This window comes from Pseudomonas sp. BNK-44-b (genome assembly GCF_047456245.1).
GTDB classification, from domain to species: Bacteria; Pseudomonadota; Gammaproteobacteria; order Pseudomonadales; family Pseudomonadaceae; genus Aquipseudomonas; species Aquipseudomonas machongensis.
In genome coordinates this window covers 3542804-3559101 of the sequence record NZ_CP179908.1, presented here as the reverse complement: position 1 = coordinate 3559101, position 16298 = coordinate 3542804, and the positions used below count along the sequence as shown (strand labels likewise).

Annotated in this window: 17 protein-coding genes; 12 read left to right on the top strand and 5 right to left on the bottom strand. The window is 62.1% G+C overall.

Features of this window, described 5'->3' with window-relative positions:
- Window positions 1-206: 206 nt before the first annotated feature.
- Window positions 207-1448 carry a glutamine synthetase family protein gene (locus ACMGGG_RS16280; protein WP_414155820.1) on the top strand — a complete coding sequence of 414 codons (1242 nt, stop codon included), beginning with the start codon at window positions 207-209 and terminating at the stop codon, window positions 1446-1448.
- 126 nt (window positions 1449-1574) lie between these two features.
- Window positions 1575-2915, top strand: coding sequence for an MFS transporter (locus tag ACMGGG_RS16275; RefSeq protein WP_063545702.1), 1341 nt, complete (start codon window positions 1575-1577; stop codon window positions 2913-2915).
- An 88-nt stretch (window positions 2916-3003) separates the two neighbouring features.
- On the opposite strand, the gene ACMGGG_RS16270 is transcribed toward ACMGGG_RS16275, so the two are convergent.
- The 4 genes from ACMGGG_RS16270 to flgA form a co-directional block, all read right to left on the bottom strand.
- Window positions 3004-3747 (bottom strand): flagellar brake protein, encoded by a 744-nt coding sequence (locus ACMGGG_RS16270; RefSeq protein WP_063545701.1) that lies wholly within the window; start codon window positions 3745-3747, stop codon window positions 3004-3006.
- A gap of 81 nt (window positions 3748-3828) precedes the next feature.
- A complete protein-coding gene (locus tag ACMGGG_RS16265; protein WP_054891911.1) occupies window positions 3829-4296 on the bottom strand; it encodes a flagella synthesis protein FlgN in 468 nt (155 codons plus the stop codon).
- Window positions 4297-4342: 46 nt separating this feature from the next.
- A complete protein-coding gene (flgM, locus tag ACMGGG_RS16260) occupies window positions 4343-4657 on the bottom strand; it encodes a flagellar biosynthesis anti-sigma factor FlgM (RefSeq protein ID WP_054891910.1) in 315 nt (104 codons plus the stop codon).
- Between the two features lie 199 nt (window positions 4658-4856).
- Complete coding sequence (flgA, locus tag ACMGGG_RS16255) at window positions 4857-5609, bottom strand: flagellar basal body P-ring formation chaperone FlgA (protein ID WP_063545700.1); 753 nt, start codon at window positions 5607-5609, stop codon at window positions 4857-4859.
- Window positions 5610-5676: 67 nt separating this feature from the next.
- On the opposite strand from flgA, the gene ACMGGG_RS16250 reads away from it, so the two are divergent.
- Both ACMGGG_RS16250 and cheR read left to right on the top strand, forming a co-directional pair.
- Entirely contained in the window at window positions 5677-6606 is a 930-nt protein-coding gene (locus ACMGGG_RS16250; RefSeq protein WP_063545699.1) for a chemotaxis protein CheV, read from the top strand.
- A 49-nt stretch (window positions 6607-6655) separates the two neighbouring features.
- Complete coding sequence (gene cheR / locus ACMGGG_RS16245) at window positions 6656-7483, top strand: protein-glutamate O-methyltransferase CheR (protein ID WP_054891907.1); 828 nt, start codon at window positions 6656-6658, stop codon at window positions 7481-7483.
- A 115-nt stretch (window positions 7484-7598) separates the two neighbouring features.
- Here cheR and ACMGGG_RS16240 read toward each other — a convergent pair whose 3' ends face one another.
- Complete coding sequence (locus ACMGGG_RS16240) at window positions 7599-10208, bottom strand: autotransporter outer membrane beta-barrel domain-containing protein (RefSeq protein WP_414154053.1); 2610 nt, start codon at window positions 10206-10208, stop codon at window positions 7599-7601.
- Window positions 10209-10549: 341 nt separating this feature from the next.
- On the opposite strand from ACMGGG_RS16240, the gene flgB reads away from it, so the two are divergent.
- The 8 genes from flgB (at window position 10550) to flgH (ending at window position 16290) form a co-directional block, all read left to right on the top strand.
- Window positions 10550-10957 (top strand): flagellar basal body rod protein FlgB, encoded by a 408-nt coding sequence (gene flgB / locus ACMGGG_RS16235; RefSeq protein ID WP_054891906.1) that lies wholly within the window; start codon window positions 10550-10552, stop codon window positions 10955-10957.
- 2 nt (window positions 10958-10959) lie between these two features.
- A complete protein-coding gene (flgC, locus tag ACMGGG_RS16230) occupies window positions 10960-11403 on the top strand; it encodes a flagellar basal body rod protein FlgC (RefSeq protein WP_054891905.1) in 444 nt (147 codons plus the stop codon).
- A 16-nt stretch (window positions 11404-11419) separates the two neighbouring features.
- Window positions 11420-12106 carry a flagellar hook assembly protein FlgD gene (gene flgD, locus ACMGGG_RS16225; RefSeq protein WP_063545697.1) on the top strand — a complete coding sequence of 229 codons (687 nt, stop codon included), beginning with the start codon at window positions 11420-11422 and terminating at the stop codon, window positions 12104-12106.
- Between the two features lie 30 nt (window positions 12107-12136).
- Window positions 12137-13495 carry a flagellar hook protein FlgE gene (gene flgE, locus ACMGGG_RS16220; RefSeq protein ID WP_063545696.1) on the top strand — a complete coding sequence of 453 codons (1359 nt, stop codon included), beginning with the start codon at window positions 12137-12139 and terminating at the stop codon, window positions 13493-13495.
- 72 nt (window positions 13496-13567) lie between these two features.
- The gene (locus ACMGGG_RS16215; RefSeq protein WP_414154052.1) at window positions 13568-13750 is read left to right on the top strand and encodes a hypothetical protein; all 183 of its coding nucleotides are present in this window, start codon (window positions 13568-13570) and stop codon (window positions 13748-13750) included.
- Window positions 13751-13959: 209 nt separating this feature from the next.
- Entirely contained in the window at window positions 13960-14700 is a 741-nt protein-coding gene (locus ACMGGG_RS16210; RefSeq protein WP_054891901.1) for a flagellar basal body rod protein FlgF, read from the top strand.
- Between the two features lie 48 nt (window positions 14701-14748).
- A complete protein-coding gene (gene flgG / locus ACMGGG_RS16205; RefSeq protein WP_063545695.1) occupies window positions 14749-15534 on the top strand; it encodes a flagellar basal-body rod protein FlgG in 786 nt (261 codons plus the stop codon).
- 60 nt (window positions 15535-15594) lie between these two features.
- Window positions 15595-16290 carry a flagellar basal body L-ring protein FlgH gene (gene flgH, locus ACMGGG_RS16200; protein WP_054891899.1) on the top strand — a complete coding sequence of 232 codons (696 nt, stop codon included), beginning with the start codon at window positions 15595-15597 and terminating at the stop codon, window positions 16288-16290.
- The last annotated feature ends 8 nt before the right edge of the window (window positions 16291-16298 follow it).

Below are 16298 nucleotides of genomic sequence, written 5' to 3'. Positions count from 1 at the left end.
CGCGGGGCAAGTCGCAGCGATAGCGTCGCCACCGCTCTACAGGGTGCTTGATATTTTAAACACCCCCGGCCTATGTTGTGGCTGTCGCCGTTCGCGGCATGCCTACAACAACAAGGACCAGCGTCATGACGACCGAGCGCCTGACCGGCATCGACGAAATCGAATGCGTCACCCCCGACCTCAATGGCGTCCCGCGCGGCAAGGTGATGACCGCCGAGGGCTTCCTCGAAGGTCGGCGCCTGCAGATGGCGCGTGGCGTGCTGCTGCAATGCATCATGGGCGGCTACCCGCCGGCGAAGTTCTACGGCAGCGATGATGGCGACCTGGCGCTGGTCGCCGACCCTGGGCAAACCCATGTCCTGCCTTGGAGCGACAGCCCTCGGGCACTGGCCATCTGCGATGCGGTTGAGCTCGATGGCACGCCCTCGGGGCTTTCGACCCGTGGCCTGCTCAAGGCGGTGATCGCCCGTTATGCGGCGCTGGGGCTTGCGCCGGTGGTGGCCACCGAACTGGAATTCTTCGTGTTCGCCCCGAACAGTGATCCGGGCCAGCCGTTCCAGCCACCGCTGGGCAGTGACGGGCGTCGCGAGCTGGGCCATTCGGCCTTCAGCGTCAGTTCCAACAATGGCTTGCGCCCGTTCTTCAGCGAGGTCTACCGGTGCATGGCAGCACTGGGCCTGCCACGCGACACCTTCATGCACGAGATGGGCGTCAGTCAGTTCGAGATCAACCTGTTGCACGGTGATCCGCTGTTGCTGGCCGACCAGACCTTCCTGTTCAAGCACCTGCTCAAGGAGGTTGCGCTCAAGCACGGTTTGACCGTGGTCTGCATGGCCAAGCCGCTGGCGCATACCCCTGGCAGTTCGATGCACATCCACCAGAGCCTGGTGGAGATCGGCACCGGCCGTAACGTGTTCAGTGACGAACAGGGCAGGGCAACCGACACCTTCCATCACTTCATCGGCGGCTTGCAGGCGTGCATGGCCGACTTCACCGCCCTGTTCGCGCCCAACGTCAACTCCTACCAGCGTCTGTGCCACCCGTACGCATCGCCGAACAATGCTTGCTGGTCAGAGGATAATCGCGCTGCCGGCCTGCGCATCCCGGCCAGTTCGCCGGTGGCGCGACGTGTGGAAAACCGCCTGCCTGGCGCCGACACCAACCCTTACCTGGCGATCGCCGCAAGTCTTGCGGCCGGGCTGCAGGGTATCGAGCGCAAGCTGCAGCCCACGCCGGCGATCCAGGGCGAGTTCGTGGTGCCCGAGCACCTGAGCCTGCCGTGCACGCTGCACGCGGGGATCGAGCGCCTGCGTCGCAGCACGTTGGCGCGGGAACTGTTCGGCGAGGAGTTCATCGAAGGCTACGTCGCCACCAAGACCCTGGAATTGACGGATTTCTTCGATGAGATCACGCCGTGGGAGCGGAGGGTGCTGGCCGCGCAGGCCTGATCGCGACAGAAGCTTTGCCCGACGCGCCGCTCCTGGCTTTTTTTCATTGCCAGGGGCCCGCGTCCGGGAAATTGCCCTTATGCTTGCCAGCAGCACCACACCTGCCCAAGGAGCCCGCGGGGACGCATGCGCCAGATCTGGAAGTCATTTCGCTCGTTGTACTTCGCCGCCCTGATGATGCTGATCGGCTCAGGCCTGTTGAGTACCTACCTGGCGTTGCGCCTGGCTGCCGACCACGTCGACAGCCTATGGGTCGGTGCGCTGATGGCGGCCAACTATTTCGGCCTGGCAGTGGGCGGCAAGGTCGGTCACCGATTGATCGCCCGGGTCGGGCATATTCGTGCGTATGCCACCTGTGCCGGCATCGTCGGCGCGGCGGTGCTCGGGCATGGGATGACCAACTTCGTGCCCGCCTGGATCGGCCTGCGAATGATCGTGGGCCTGGGCATGATGTGCCAGTACATGGTCATCGAGAGCTGGCTCAACGAACAGGCCGACGCCAAGCAGCGCGGTGCGGTATTCAGCGGCTACATGATCGCGTCCTACCTCGGGTTGGTGCTGGGTCAGTTGATCCTGGTGGTGCATCCGGCACTGGGGCCTGAGCTGCTGATGCTGGTCGCCATGTGCTTCGCCCTGTGCCTGGTGCCGGTGGCGATGACCCGGCGCATTCACCCGGCGCCGCTGCGGCCGGCGCCGATGGAGCCGAAGTTCTTCATCAAGCGGGTACCGCAGTCGTTGAGTACTGTGCTTGGCGCGGGCCTGATCGTCGGTTCCTTCTATGGTCTGGCCCCTCTGTATGCGGCGCGCCAGGGGCTGAGCACCGAGCAGGTCGGTCTGTTCATGGGTTGCTGTATTTTTGCCGGGCTTCTCGTGCAATGGCCTCTGGGCTGGCTGTCGGATCGTTACGATCGGGCAGTGCTGATCCGCAGTGTATCGATCGGCCTGGCGGTGGTTTCGCTGCCGCTGGCGCTGTTGCCCAGTGTGCCGCTGGAGTTGCTGTTCGCGGCAGGCTTCATCGTTTCGTTGCTGCAATTCTGCCTCTACCCATTGGCCGTGGCGTTCTCCAATGACCACGTGGAAAGCGAGCGACGGGTATCGCTGACGGCGATGCTGCTGGTCACCTATGGCGTGGGTGCGAGCATCGGTCCGCTGGTGGCGGGCGTTCTGATGAAGGCGTTGGGCGCACAGATGCTCTATGCCTTCTTCACCTTCTTTGCCCTGGTGCTGGTATGGCGTATTCGGCCGAAGGCGGTCACCGGGCTGCACCAGGTGCAGGATGCACCGCTGGGCCACGTGGCTATGCCGGCGGCAGGTTCGCCTCTGTCGGCTGCGCTCGACCCGCGGGTCGACGAGCAGACCGTGCAGGACGTGATGCAGGCGCCGGTGGCGGCAGAGGATACCGAGGCCGAGGAAGAGAAGGACACAGCTGCCAAGGCGCCGCAGGCCGAGGCAGACAAGTCGGTTTGACGCAGGCTGTGTCGGCCCTGTCGCGGGGCCCCACGGACCAGAACGAAAACGCCACCGATCGGTGGCGTTTTTTATTTGAGCTAGACGATCAGTAGTCGTCCTTGTCGAACCGCCGTGCTTCGCGCTGCAACTGATACACGAAGCTCTCGATCTTGCGCTGGCTTTGCCCATTCAGGTTGTGGAAGCGCACGCCGGCGAAGGTGGTGTTGATCCGCTCTTCGAAGTGCAGGTGGCGCAATTCCACCATGACGTCGGTCAGGCCCAAGGGGTTGGCTGCCTTGAAGCGCTCGTACACCTGGCCGAGTTGCAGGCGGTCTTCGACATTGCCGTCGAAGCGCAGCTTGCAGCCGGTGGCGGACACGTCGAGCAGCTTGCCGCGCAGCGCGCCGTTGCCCTTGAGGTGGGTGCCGTCGAGGATGATGTCGACCAGTTGCGACAGTTTCAGCGCTGCGCGGAAGGCATTGCGGCGCTGGTGGTAGGTCATTTCGGTGGGGAGCGGGCCGCGGTAGCAGCGGTGGCCATCGACTTCGCCGATGGTCAGCGGAGTGTTGCACTCCCAGGCAATGCGTACGCCATCGTGGAAACCTTCGACACGGAAGGGTTCGCCGTTCTCGATGAATTTCTCGCCATCACGCGGGATCATTTCGTCCAGTGCCAGAACGTTGGCGTCCCGGTCCACCTGTACCACGTAACTCTGGAAGCGCTGGCTGCGCTCATGGAAGCTGATGATCAGCGGATCATGGCTGTCCATCAGCTGGCGCAGGTTCGCCGAAATCTCCAGAGGAGTGGTCAGCACTTTTGGTGGCTGAGGAGCATCGGACTCATTGAACACGGGTAATCAATCTCCAGGCAAAAACGACACACGCAAGTAACGGCATTTTGCCAGTATGTTCCGTGCCTTGAATAGGAATAATCACACCTGGCTGATCGCCCGGGGCTTGTCCATGGGGGAGGTGGTGCCACGGCTGTCGTACAGCGACGGAGAGTCGCCGCCGTTGAGGATTCTGATCTGGTTGGCCGTGGCGTGCTGTTGCACCTGGATGACCCGGCCGTTGGTCTCGTTGACCTTCTGGCAGGTGTCCATCAACTGGGTCAGCACATCGAGTTGCTGCAGGATGATCTCGCCGTTGGGCGATTGCGCAGCAACGGCCTGCACACCTGCCCGGTCGGCGCTGAGGCCGAGCCCGTTGAGCAGGTGATTGCGCCGCATGCCCTGCTGCTCGAGCAAGACGATCAGCGATTGCTTGCGGGCGAGGATGGTCTCCAGCACCTGCATGTCCCGACCGTGCAGGGCGACCGTTTCCTTCTGGAGCAGGTCGAGCAGTTCCTGGGTCGGCGCGATGTCGTCTTCGATCAGTTGCAGCAGTGTGGTGTCGTGCATGGCTGGCTCTTGGCTCTGGCGTCCTGGAAGTCAGCGCACCGTAAGGTTAGCGCTGCGCTTCGAAATCAAGCAGTTTGCTGGCGACCCGGCCGGCATCGACCTGGTAGCTGCCGTCTGCGATCGCCTGCTTCAACTGGGCCACACGGGCGCTGTCGACTGCGGGTTGATCGCGCAGCTTGTCGCTGATCTTCTGCAACTGCTGGGCCTCTTGACTGAGGTGTACCGCTTCTCCGCTGACGCTGGCAGGCTTGCCTGCATCGCTGGCAGCACCGGTTTTTTCGGTGTTGCCCGATGCGGCATTGCCGCGAACGCCGCCCGTTATGGACGGAGAGTTATTCAAACGACTGAAGTCGATGACCATGATCAGAAACCTCTGGGTAAATAGGACGCTTGCCTTTGTTTCGGCTAACTCGAAACAAACTTTAGGCACAAATGTTCTGCCGTCCGTCAGCAAACCCGCGTATCCCGATTTCTGACACAGTTTAGGAAAAGCGGTTCATCGCCGCCAGTCCCGGGGCCCTGCATTATTTCGTCGGCGAGGATCCGCCGGCGGCTTCTTTCTACATCGCCACTTCGACCTGGCCCGGCCCGACAACCGTGGCCTTGACCACGCGCTGGGAGTTGAGATTACGCACGCGGATCTGTTCGGTCAGGCCGCCTTTGCTCAGGGCTTCGCCTGGCATGCGTACGCTCAGGCCGCCACTGCGGGCGGTGATCACCACGTGGTCGCCCTTGCGAATCACATCCGCCTGTTCCAGTTGCTGCAGCGTCAGGACCTGGTCAAGGACGGTCGGGCGCAGCAGTTTCATGCCCACGGCCTGGTCGAGTTCGCTCAGAAAGCCCTGGCCCAGGGTGCTGACGTCACGCTCGCGCAGGGCTACGTCACCTTCACCGATCACGCTTTCGCGCTTGAGCGGGCGGGTCATGACCACCACGTCGCGAAACAGCTTGACCTGTGCCGGCACGAACACTGTCCAGGGCGAAGTACCGTCGCAACGTACCCGCACCGTCACTCGCCCAAGCGGCTGTGCCGGGCTTTCCAGCGAGGCGTCCAGTTGCTGGCTGCACACCGGCATGCGCAGGCGTGGGTCAAGATTGTTGACCTGGATGTCATAACGCCCCACGGTCTGGGTGCGCGTCATGTAGTCTTCGACGGTGAATTCAAGAAACCCTTGGGTGACACCGATAAGCTGTTCAGGCAAGGTAAACGAATCCGCCAGCGTGCGGGCGCCGGATGCGAGCAGGCATGCAATGGCCAGGGGGATGGCCAGCAGGCGCGTCAGTCGTCGGAAAAATGTCGTTTTCGTATACATACGCTCAAAAAAGCAAAGCCCGTGCCGACTTGTTGGCAAGCGAGCAGAAAAATAGAAGGAGTCTGGCATGGCTGGCGTTATGGATTCGGTCAACCAGCGCACGCAACTGGTTGGACAGAATCGCCTCGAGCTGCTGTTGTTCCGTCTCAATGGCGATCAACTCTACGGCATCAACGTGTTCAAGGTCCGGGAAGTGCTGCAGTGCCCGGAGCTGACACTGTTGCCCAAGTCCCATCCGGTGGTGCGCGGTGTGGCGAACATTCGTGGGGCGACCATCCCCATCCTCGACCTGTCGATGGCGACGGGGCTGCCGGGCCTGAAAGAAGAGACCCGTAACAGTTTCGTGATCATTACCGAGTACAACACCAAGACCCAGGGTTTCCTGGTGCACTCGGTCGAGCGCATCGTCAACATGAACTGGGAAGAGATCCACCCACCACCCAAGGGTACCGGGCGTGATCACTACCTGACGGCGGTCACCCGGGTAGACAACCGCATGGTCGAGATCGTCGATGTCGAGAAGGTGCTTGCGGAAGTGGCGCCGTCCTCGGAGTCGGTTTCCGCCGGCGTGGTCGATGCCGAGGTGCAGGACAAGGCCGTGTTGCTGCGGGTACTGACCGTCGACGATTCGTCGGTGGCGCGCAAGCAGGTCAGCCGTTGCCTGCAGACCGTGGGCGTGGAGGTAGTGGCGCTCAACGACGGCCGCCAGGCGCTGGACTACCTGCGCAAGCTGGTGGATGAGGGCAAGCGGCCGGAGGAAGAGTTCCTGATGATGATCTCCGACATTGAAATGCCGGAAATGGACGGCTATACCCTCACCGCCGAGATTCGTAACGATCCGCGCATGCAAAAATTGCACATCGTCCTGCATACTTCGCTATCGGGCGTGTTCAACCAGGCGATGGTCAAGAAGGTTGGCGCTGACGACTTTCTGGCCAAGTTCAAGCCGGACGACCTGGCCCAGCGCGTAGTCGATCGGATCAAGGCAACGCATTGAAACGGCCGGGGCAAGCCCCGGCGCAAGTGATTGAAAAGAGGCGGCAGCATTGTCTACGGGTAATTTGGATTTCGAACAGTTCCGGGTATTCCTGGAGAAAGCCTGTGGCATCCTGCTGGGCGAAAATAAGCAGTATCTGGTGTCCAGCCGTCTCAACAAGCTGATGGAGCAACAGGGCATCAAGAGCTTGGGTGAGCTGGTGCAGCGCATCCAGACCCAGCCCCGCAGTGGCCTGCGCGAGCAGGTGGTCGATGCCATGACCACCAACGAGACCCTGTGGTTTCGCGACACCTATCCGTTCGAAGTACTGAAGAACAAGGTGATTCCCGAGTTCATCCGCAGCAACCCCGGTCAGCGCCTGCGCATGTGGTCGGCGGCCTGCTCGTCGGGGCAGGAGCCGTATTCGATCTCGATGGCCATCGATGAGTTCGAGCGCAGCAACCTGGGCCAGTTGAAGATGGGGGCGCAGATCGTCGCCACTGATCTTTCCGGCGCCATGCTCAATAACTGCAAGACCGGTGAGTACGATAGCCTGGCGATTGCCCGTGGCTTGTCGCAGGAGCGCCTGCAGCGCTACTTCGACCCGAAAGGGCCGGGGCGCTGGGCGGTGAAGCCGGCGATTCGCAGTCGGGTGGAGTTCCGCTCCTTCAACCTGCTCGACAGCTATGCGGCGCTGGGCAAGTTCGACATCGTGTTCTGCCGCAATGTGTTGATCTACTTCTCCGCGCAGGTGAAGAAAGACATCCTCATGCGTATCCACGCGACGCTCAAGCCAGGGGGGTACCTGTTCCTGGGGGCTTCGGAGGCGCTCAATGGCTTGCCGGATCATTACCAGATGGTTCAGTGCAGTCCGGGGATCATCTATCAGGCCAAGTGAATGAAAAGGCCGGTATCGAGAGATACCGGCCTTTTCGTTTTCGGGACTGCGAACACAAGACCTTGCCTGTGCTTTTGTCTTCAGGCGGCAAGGTCAGGATCGTTGGAGGTTGCGATCAGAAGTCGTACCGCACCTTCGCCGAGAACACGTCGGCATTGAAGCCCGACTTGCCCACGTAGTTGTAATTGACCCCAAGGCTCACCGCACCCAGCTTGTAGTCTGCTCCAATGCCCGCCTCGTAGCTGTTGCGCACGGCACTCGCGCCGCGGGTCACGAATGGCGTGTTGCCAAGCAGGAAGGTCGAGGTGCTGTTGGTCTGGTCGGCGGCGAAGTCGTGGTAGCCCATCAGCTTCAACTGCGGCTCCAGGGTCCCGACGCCAATGGCATAGCTGCCCGCTACCCGCACACCTGCGCCGAGTTCGAGCGCTTCGTAGCGTTCATCTTCGACCTTGAGCGCGGCGGACGAGCCTTTCTCGCGGTAGCCATCGATATCGACACGGCTGTAGCGCGCGGCCACGCGTGGCTCGACCAGCAGTTGCGGGTTGATGTGCCAGGTGTAGCCACCGACCAGGTTCACGGCCAGCTGGTCGCTGTCGTAATCGGCCTTGGCTCGGGTATCAGCGATCTCGCGCTTGCCTTCGTTGTCGCCCAGGCCGTAGGTCAGGCTGGCGTCGACGAAGTAGTTGCCCAGGGTGTAAGCGCTGTACAGGGTGAAGGCATGGCTCTCTACCGAAGTCTTGTTGCCACTGCTGCCGTTGACGTCGGTGTCCAGGAAGCTGTAAGCCAGGCCCAGGGTGAGCTGGTCGTTGAACTTGCCATCAGCGCCGACGGCAATGCCGCGACTGTAGGCGTTGTAACCGGCCACGCCGTCACGGTTGTTCTGGGTGGCGTCGCTGTACAGCGATTGAATCCACACGCCGGCCTGGCTGAAGCCTTCGCCCGAAGAGGCGCCACGCAGGCTGCTGGCACGGCTGCTGATGGCGTTGCCGATCATGCGCTGGCTTCCGGTGGCCGCCTGGCGGGCGCCGCCGTTGACTTCCGGGGTCAGCTGGCGGGCCAGTCTCGCGACCTGGGCCTGGTCGGCGGTGGCGGCGTAGGCCAGCAGCGGGTCGCCTTTGGGCAGTTGAGCCAGGAGGCCATTGTTGATGGCGTTACCGATAGCGCCCTGGGCATTGCCGTTGCCGCCGCCTTCCTTGACGATTTCGGTGATCTCGTCGACCGGCTTGGTCGTGACTTGCGCGTAGATCTTGTTGTCTTCCACCGCGCTGCTCTGCACGCGCAGCAGTGCCGAGGTGCTGGTGACCTGGATGCCGTTGGGGTCAAGGTCGTGGCCGGCGGTGTCCACCAGCTGTACCTGGCCGGCCTCGACCAGCAGGTAGCGCGATCCGGACGGCTGGAAGTCCTCTTCGTCGGCGTGCAGGGCGATGCGCGAGCCTTGTTCGAACTTGCTGGTGCCGCTGACCTTGAGTACCGCCACGCTCGGGTCGGTTTCGCTGGACAGCTCCAGGCCCAGCGCGGAGTTGCCGGCGATCGACAGGTTGCCGTCGATCACGGTGCGGGCCGCGGTCAGTGACAAGGTTGCACGGGTGTCGTCGCTCAGGTTGCCGACTTCGATCCAGCCACCAGGCTTGAGGCGGATGTCCGGGGTGCTGTGGGGCAGGTAGTGGGCCTGGAACTCGCTGTCACCTTCGACCTCGATGTTGCTCAGCCCGTCCAGCATGCCGGTGATCTGGCTGCCCTCGCGCAGGATGAGTTCGACCGGCCGATTGCTGTGGCTGGCGTCGATGGCCACCTGGGCCATGATGATGCCGCTGTTGAAGATGTTCAGGTCGCCGTGGTCACGGTACCAGGGTTGCTGGCCGGGGGCGTCGTATGCGACATCGCCGATGCGAATGCCGGTGCCGCTCAGGGCGTAGATCGAGCCACGGTTGTCGATGTGTCGCCCGAGGCTGGTGGTCAGGGTTGCACCGTCGAGCGCGATGGCCTGGCTATTGGTGTCGCTGGCGACGATATTGCCGTGGTTTTCGATGCTGTCCAGGCGGGTTGGCATGCCGGTGGCGCCGCCGCGCGAAGTGGCGTTGACGCTGATGGCATTGGGGCCGCTGCTTTCGATGGCGCCGCGGTTGATGATCTTGCCCTGCACGGTGGCACCGGCGAGGTTGAGAGTGATCGCGTTGTAGCCATAGGCGCGGATCTTGGCATTCTGGGCATTGACCACGTCGCCCTTGATCAGCGTCGATTGACCGGTGGCGCTGGCCAGGTTGATGCCGTAGGCCTCTCGTCGGTTGATGATGCCGATGCCGGTGCCGGCCTGGAGCGTGCCCTGGTTGATCAGGTTGCCATCGAGCGTGGTATTGCTGATTTTCAGCGCATTGCCATCGAGGCTGGTGCTCCTGACGAAGGCCTGGTTCACCAGGTCGCCGGTCACCTGGCTGTTGCGCAGGGTGAGGGCATCGCTGCGATTGACCATGTCCACGGTGGTGCGGTCGTTGTCGTTGACCGGGCTGTTGAAGGTCAAGCCGCCCTGTACGGTGGCGTCGTCAAGCACGATCGCACTGCGGGAAATATTGGTGAAGCTGCCGCCGAACTCGAGCCCGTTCGCGTAGCTCTGGTGGCTTGAGGTGAAGCCGGCATCGGTAAGCTGGACGGTCTGGCCGTGGGCAGGCAGGGCGCAGGCGGCAATTGCCAGGGCCAGCAGGGTCTTGCGATAGGTCAGCGGGGACACGGTTTCTTCCTTGGAAGGCAATGGGGACAGTGCGCATCCATGCTGTGCCTGAAACCGTAACTAGTGGCCTCATGCCACATTTCTGCGCGGTCGCGAATGCTACTCGCAGTGATGGCAAAATAACACTGGTCTGTTGACGTCAATTTTTTGGATTGCCGCTTTTGCCGCTCTGCAATTGCCGCTCACCCGCCACCAAGCGGAAGCACTTTGCCGCTTTTCTGGCATTGCCGCTGCTCACTGATACAGCCGATGCCCGGTATTACTGGGGTTGCGCCTGTTGGCACAGGCCTTGCTATAGCTTGGCCAACGCAACGCTGGTCAACCTTCGAAGGTTCCCCGACATGAGCATCAGCTTCGACAAGGCCCTCGGCATCCATGAAAAGGCACTGGGCTTCCGCGCCCAGCGCGCCGAGGTGCTGGCCAACAACATCGCCAACGCCGACACGCCCAACTACAAGTCGCGTGACATGGATTTCTCCTCGGTGCTTGCCGCCGAGGCAGACAAACAAAGCAACGGGCGTATCTCGCTGACCCGCACCAACGGCCATCACATCGAGGCCGAAGGCCTGGCCATGGCCGACGACAGCCTCAAGTACCGCACGCCGATGCAGCCGTCGATCGATCAGAACACCGTCGATGCCCAGATCGAACAGTCGAACTATGCGCAGAACGCGATCGACTTCCAGGCCAGCTTCACCTTGCTCAACAGTAAATTCAAAGGGCTGGTATCGGCCCTGCGTGGAGAGTGACCATGTCCCTTGCCAGTGTCTTCAACATCGCCGGTAGCGGCATGAGCGCGCAGAACACGCGCCTTAACACCGTCGCCTCGAACATCGCCAACGCCGAGACCGTCTCCTCGAGCATCGATCAGACCTACCGCGCGCGCCACCCTGTGTTCGCCACCACCTTCGAGCAGGCCCAGAACGGTGCCGGCCAGTCGCTGTTCGACGACCAGGGCCAGGCCGGCCAAGGTGTGCAGGTCAAGGGGATCATCGAGGACCAGAGCAATCTGGAAGCCCGCTACGAGCCCAATCATCCGGCGGCGAACAAGGACGGCTACGTCTACTACCCGAACGTCAACGTGGTCGAGGAAATGGCTGACATGATCTCCGCCAGCCGTGCGTTCCAGACCAACGCCGAACTGATGAACACCGCCAAGACCATGATGCAGAAGGTGCTGACCCTGGGTCAGTGATTGAGGAGCGCAACGCATGGCAGTCAATATCAATGATGTGCTCGCCAATTCTGGTGTTAGCAACGGCACCAAGAAGCCAACCAGCGAGCCGACCGACAAGAACGCGCTCGGCAAGGATGCCTTCCTGCAGTTGCTGGTCACCCAGATGCAGCACCAGAACCCGCTCGACCCGCAGGACAACGGTGAATTCGTTGCCCAGCTGGCGCAGTTCAGCAGCCTGGAGGGTATCCAGACCCTCAACGAGTCGGTCAATGCCATTACCGGTTCGCTGGGTTCGTCCCAGGCGCTGCAGGCGTCGTCGCTGGTCGGTCGCTCGGTGATCGTGCAGAACGACAAGGCGTTGGTCGATCCGACCAAGAGCTTCAATGGTCAGGTCGTGGTGCCGCAGAACATCGAGAGCGGCAAGGTCACGATCAAGGACAAGGATGGCAATGTCGTCAAGACCATCCAGTTGGGCGAACAGAAGAAAGGCACTGCCGACTTCATCTGGGATGGCACCAACGACAAGGGCGAGAAGGTCGCGGCGGGCAACTACACCTTTACCGCGACGACCACCGTCGATGGCAAGGCTCAGGAGATGTACACGCTGCTGCCAGCCACCGTCACCAGTGTCACCGTGGGCGGCACTGGCGGCGAGATGATGCTCAACCTGGCAGGTATCGGCAAGGTCGGCATCTCCAAAGTACAAACCATCGGAATCTAAGGCCGGCCTGTTCGGCAGAAGGAGCAAAGCATGTCTTTCAATATCGGCCTTAGCGGTCTCTACGCAGCCAACAAGCAGCTCGACGTTACCGGCAACAACATCGCCAACGTCAACACCACGGGTTTCAAGTCGTCCCGTGCCGAGTTCGCCGACGTCTACGCCGGTGCCAACCGCCTGGGCGTGGGCCAGAACCAGGTCGGTAACGGTGTCCGCCTGGCAGCGGTGTCGCAGCAGTTCACCCAGGGTGACGTGAACAACACCGGCAACGTGCTGGACATGGGTATCCAGGGGCAGGGCTACTTCGTTCTCTCCGACAACGGCTCGCTGACCTACACCCGTGCCGGTGCCTTCCGCACCGACAAGGACAACAACGTGGTCACCTCCGATGGCTTGAACCTGCAAGGTTATGCCGCCGACAGCACCGGCAAGATCCAGAAGGGCATCCTCACCAACCTGAAGATCGATACCTCGGCGCTGGCCCCCAAGGCCACCACCTTGATCGACCAGGGCATCAACCTGAACTCCTCCGCCGACACCATCCCGCTGGAAGTGTCCAACGGCGCGACCCCGCCTGTGATGGTGCCGAACAAGCCGTTCGACCCGGCCGACCAGTCGACCTACACCAAGTCCTTCCCGACCAAGGTGTACGACAGCCAGGGTAACGAGCACACCATGGAGCAGTTCTACCGCAAGACCGGCACCAACGAGTGGACCATGTACACCCTGGTCGATGGTCGCAACCCGCTCAACCCGGGCAGCACCACGCCGCTGACCGGCACCATGACCTTCAACTCCGACGGCAGCATCAAGGCCATGACCACCGACAACACCACGGTGCCGGCGGCCAACTGGAGCGTGACCAACAACACCTTCAGTCTCAAGGGCTGGATCCCGGCCGCGAAGGATGCCGCAGGCAACTGGGCGGCCAACGGTTCGGATGGCAATGCCGACGGCATGCGCCTGGCCATGAACAGCACCACCTCGTACAACACCGAGACCGCGCGCATGTCGCAGAACCAGGACGGCTATGCCACTGGCATCCTGTCGAGCCTGTCGATCGACTCCACCGGGGTGATGTTCGCAAGCTTCAGCAACCAGCAGTCCCGCGCCATCGGCCAGGTTGCGATTGCCAGCTTCGCCAACGACCAGGGCCTGCAGCAGATTGGCGGTACTCGTTGGAAGGAAACCTTCTCCTCGGGTATTCCGGGCATCGATGCGCCGAAGACCGGCACCCTCGGTTCGGTCGAGTCCAACTCCCTGGAGGCGTCCAACGTCAACCTGACCCAGGAGCTGGTCGAGCTGATCAAGGCGCAGAGCAACTACCAGGCCAACGCCAAGACCATCTCCACCGAAAGCACCATCATGCAGACCATCATCCAGATGACCTGATGGTCGCTGACTGAGCGTGTCTGGACGAACCCCTTTCCCGTGAAGGGGTTCGTCGTTTTTGCAGGAGGGATCATGAAAAAGCTGGCTGTCGCGCTGCTTGCGGCGCTGTGTCTGCTCCAGGCTCAGGCCGGAACCGCGCCGTGGTGGCATTGGGAAAGTCAGGTGGATGGGCGACTGGTGTGTTCGCAGTGGTCGCCGGGGGAGGGCTGGAAGCGCTTTGCCGGGCCATACAACAATGGCGGGTGTCGCGACTAGCAACACTGCTATTGCTGAACTTTGGCACCCCCTTGCCGCCAGCGGCAAAGCAGCGCCGGATAACCGACGTTGCACCCTCGACGAAAACCGCTAAAGGCCCGTATTCACGGGCTTTTTCTTGCCTTGAAGAAAGTTGGTTCGGAACTTGCTTTACAGCCTGCACAGCAACGGTGAGCGGCAATCGATCGCCAGTGCAGCGGAGGATGACTGTGGACAAGATGCTTTACGTGGCCATGACCGGTGCCGCCCAGAATGCGGTGGCACAGAAGGCCCACGCCAACAACCTGGCGAACGTTTCCACCACTGGTTTTCAGCGTGACCTGGAGCAGGCGCGCTCGATGCCGGTGTTCGGCGACAGCTTTCCGGCGCGTGCCTTCGCCATGAGCGAGCGGCCTGCCACCGACTTTACCGCGGGCCCGATGATCGAGACTGGTCGCGAGCTGGACGTGGCGGTCAGTGGCAATGGCTTCATCGCCGTGCAGGCCCCGGATGGCAGCGAAGCCTACGTGCGCACCGGCAGCCTGAACATTGACGCCCTCGGCGTGTTGCGCGCCGGCAATGGCATGCCGGTGATCGGCAACGGTGGCCCGATCGCCATTCCGCCCGAGCAGAAGGTCGAGGTCGGTGACGATGGCACCATCAGCATCCGCGCCATGGGCGAAGACCCGCGCGTCATGGCCGAGGTCGATCGGATCAAGCTGGTCAACCCCGACATCAAGAGCATCAGCAAAGGCCTCGACGGCCTGATCCACACCAACAGCGGTCAGCCGGCCGATGCGGACGTCAATGTCCGCGTGGTGTCGGGCTTCCTCGAAGGCAGCAACGTCAATGCCGTCGAAGAGATGACTTCGGTGCTGGCCCTGTCTCGCCAGTTCGAACTGCACGTCAAGATGATGAAAACAGCCGAGCAGGGCGACGAAGCCATGGCTCGGGTTTTGCAAATCAGCTAATCACTTTTGAACGGGTGCCGTAAAACAGGCGCACGAGGAGAACACTAAATGCTTCCGGCTCTCTGGGTCGCTAAAACCGGCCTGTCCGCACAGGACACCAACCTGACGGTCATCTCCAACAACCTGGCCAACGTCTCGACCACTGGTTTCAAGCGTGACCGTGCCGAGTTCCAGGACCTGTTGTACCAGACCAAGCGCCAGCCTGGTGCCCAGTCGACTCAGGACAGCGAGCTGCCTTCGGGCCTGCAGGTCGGTACCGGTGTGCGCATCGTCGGCACCCAGAAGAACTTCCAGACCGGCAGCCTGCAGACCACCGAAAACCCGCTGGATCTCGCGGTCAATGGTCGTGGTTTCTTCCAGGTCCTGCAGCCCGATGGCACTGTCTCCTACACCCGTGACGGCACCTTCCACCTGAACTCTGATGGTCAGGTCGTGACTGCCAACGGTTTCGCCCTGGAGCCTGCCATCGTCGTGCCGCCGGAGGCGCAGACCTTCACCGTCGGCCAGGACGGCACCGTGTCGATCACCACCACCGGCAACCCGGCCGCGCAGATCATCGGCAACATCCAGACCGCGGACTTCATCAACCCGGCCGGCCTGCAGGCGATTGGCAACAACCTGTTCTTCGAGACCGCTGCCAGCGGTGCGCCGCAGGTCGGTACCCCGGGCCTGAACGGTTTCGGCACCACCCTGCAGCAGACCCTGGAAAACTCCAACGTCAGCACCGTCGAAGAGCTGGTGAACATGATCACCACCCAGCGCGCCTACGAGATGAACTCCAAGGTCATCTCCACCGCCGACCAGATGTTGTCGTTCGTCACCCAGCAACTGTAAGTCCTGGCTCTAGCTACCCGGCCGCTGTTGCAGCGCCTGTTACACCGTGAGGTAAGCGTCATGAATCGTCTGTTGTCCGTCGTCGCCCTGGGAGGGGCTGTGTTGCTGGCCGGTTGCGTTGCGCCGACGGCAAAGCCCAACGACCCGTACTACGCGCCTGTACTGCCGCGTACACCTTTGCCGTCGGCGGCCAACAACGGTTCGATCTACCAGGCAGGGTTCGAGCAGAACATGTACGGCGATCGCAAGGCGTTTCGTGTCGGTGACATCATCACCATCACCCTCAACGAGCGTACCTCGGCGAGCAAGAACGCCGGCTCCCAGATCCAGAAAGACAGCAACGCCAATATCGGCCTGACCTCGCTGTTTGGCACCACCCCCAACACCAACAACCCGTTCGGCGGCGGCGACCTGTCGCTCAACGCGGGGTACAAGGGAGAGCGCGCCACCAAGGGTGCCAGCCAGGCCAGCCAGGGCAACACCCTGACCGGCTCGATCACCGTGACGGTGGCCGATGTACTGCCCAACGGCATCATCGCCGTGCGCGGCGAGAAGTGGATGACCCTCAATACCGGCGAAGAGCTGGTGCGTATCGCCGGTCTGATCCGCGCCGACGATATCGCCACCGACAACACCGTGCCGTCCACCCGTGTGGCCGACGCGCGCATCACCTATTCGGGCACCGGCTCCTTCGCCGATGCCAGCCAGCCCGGGTGGCTGGACCGCTTCTTCATGAGCCCGCTTTGGCCCTTCTGAGTACGGAT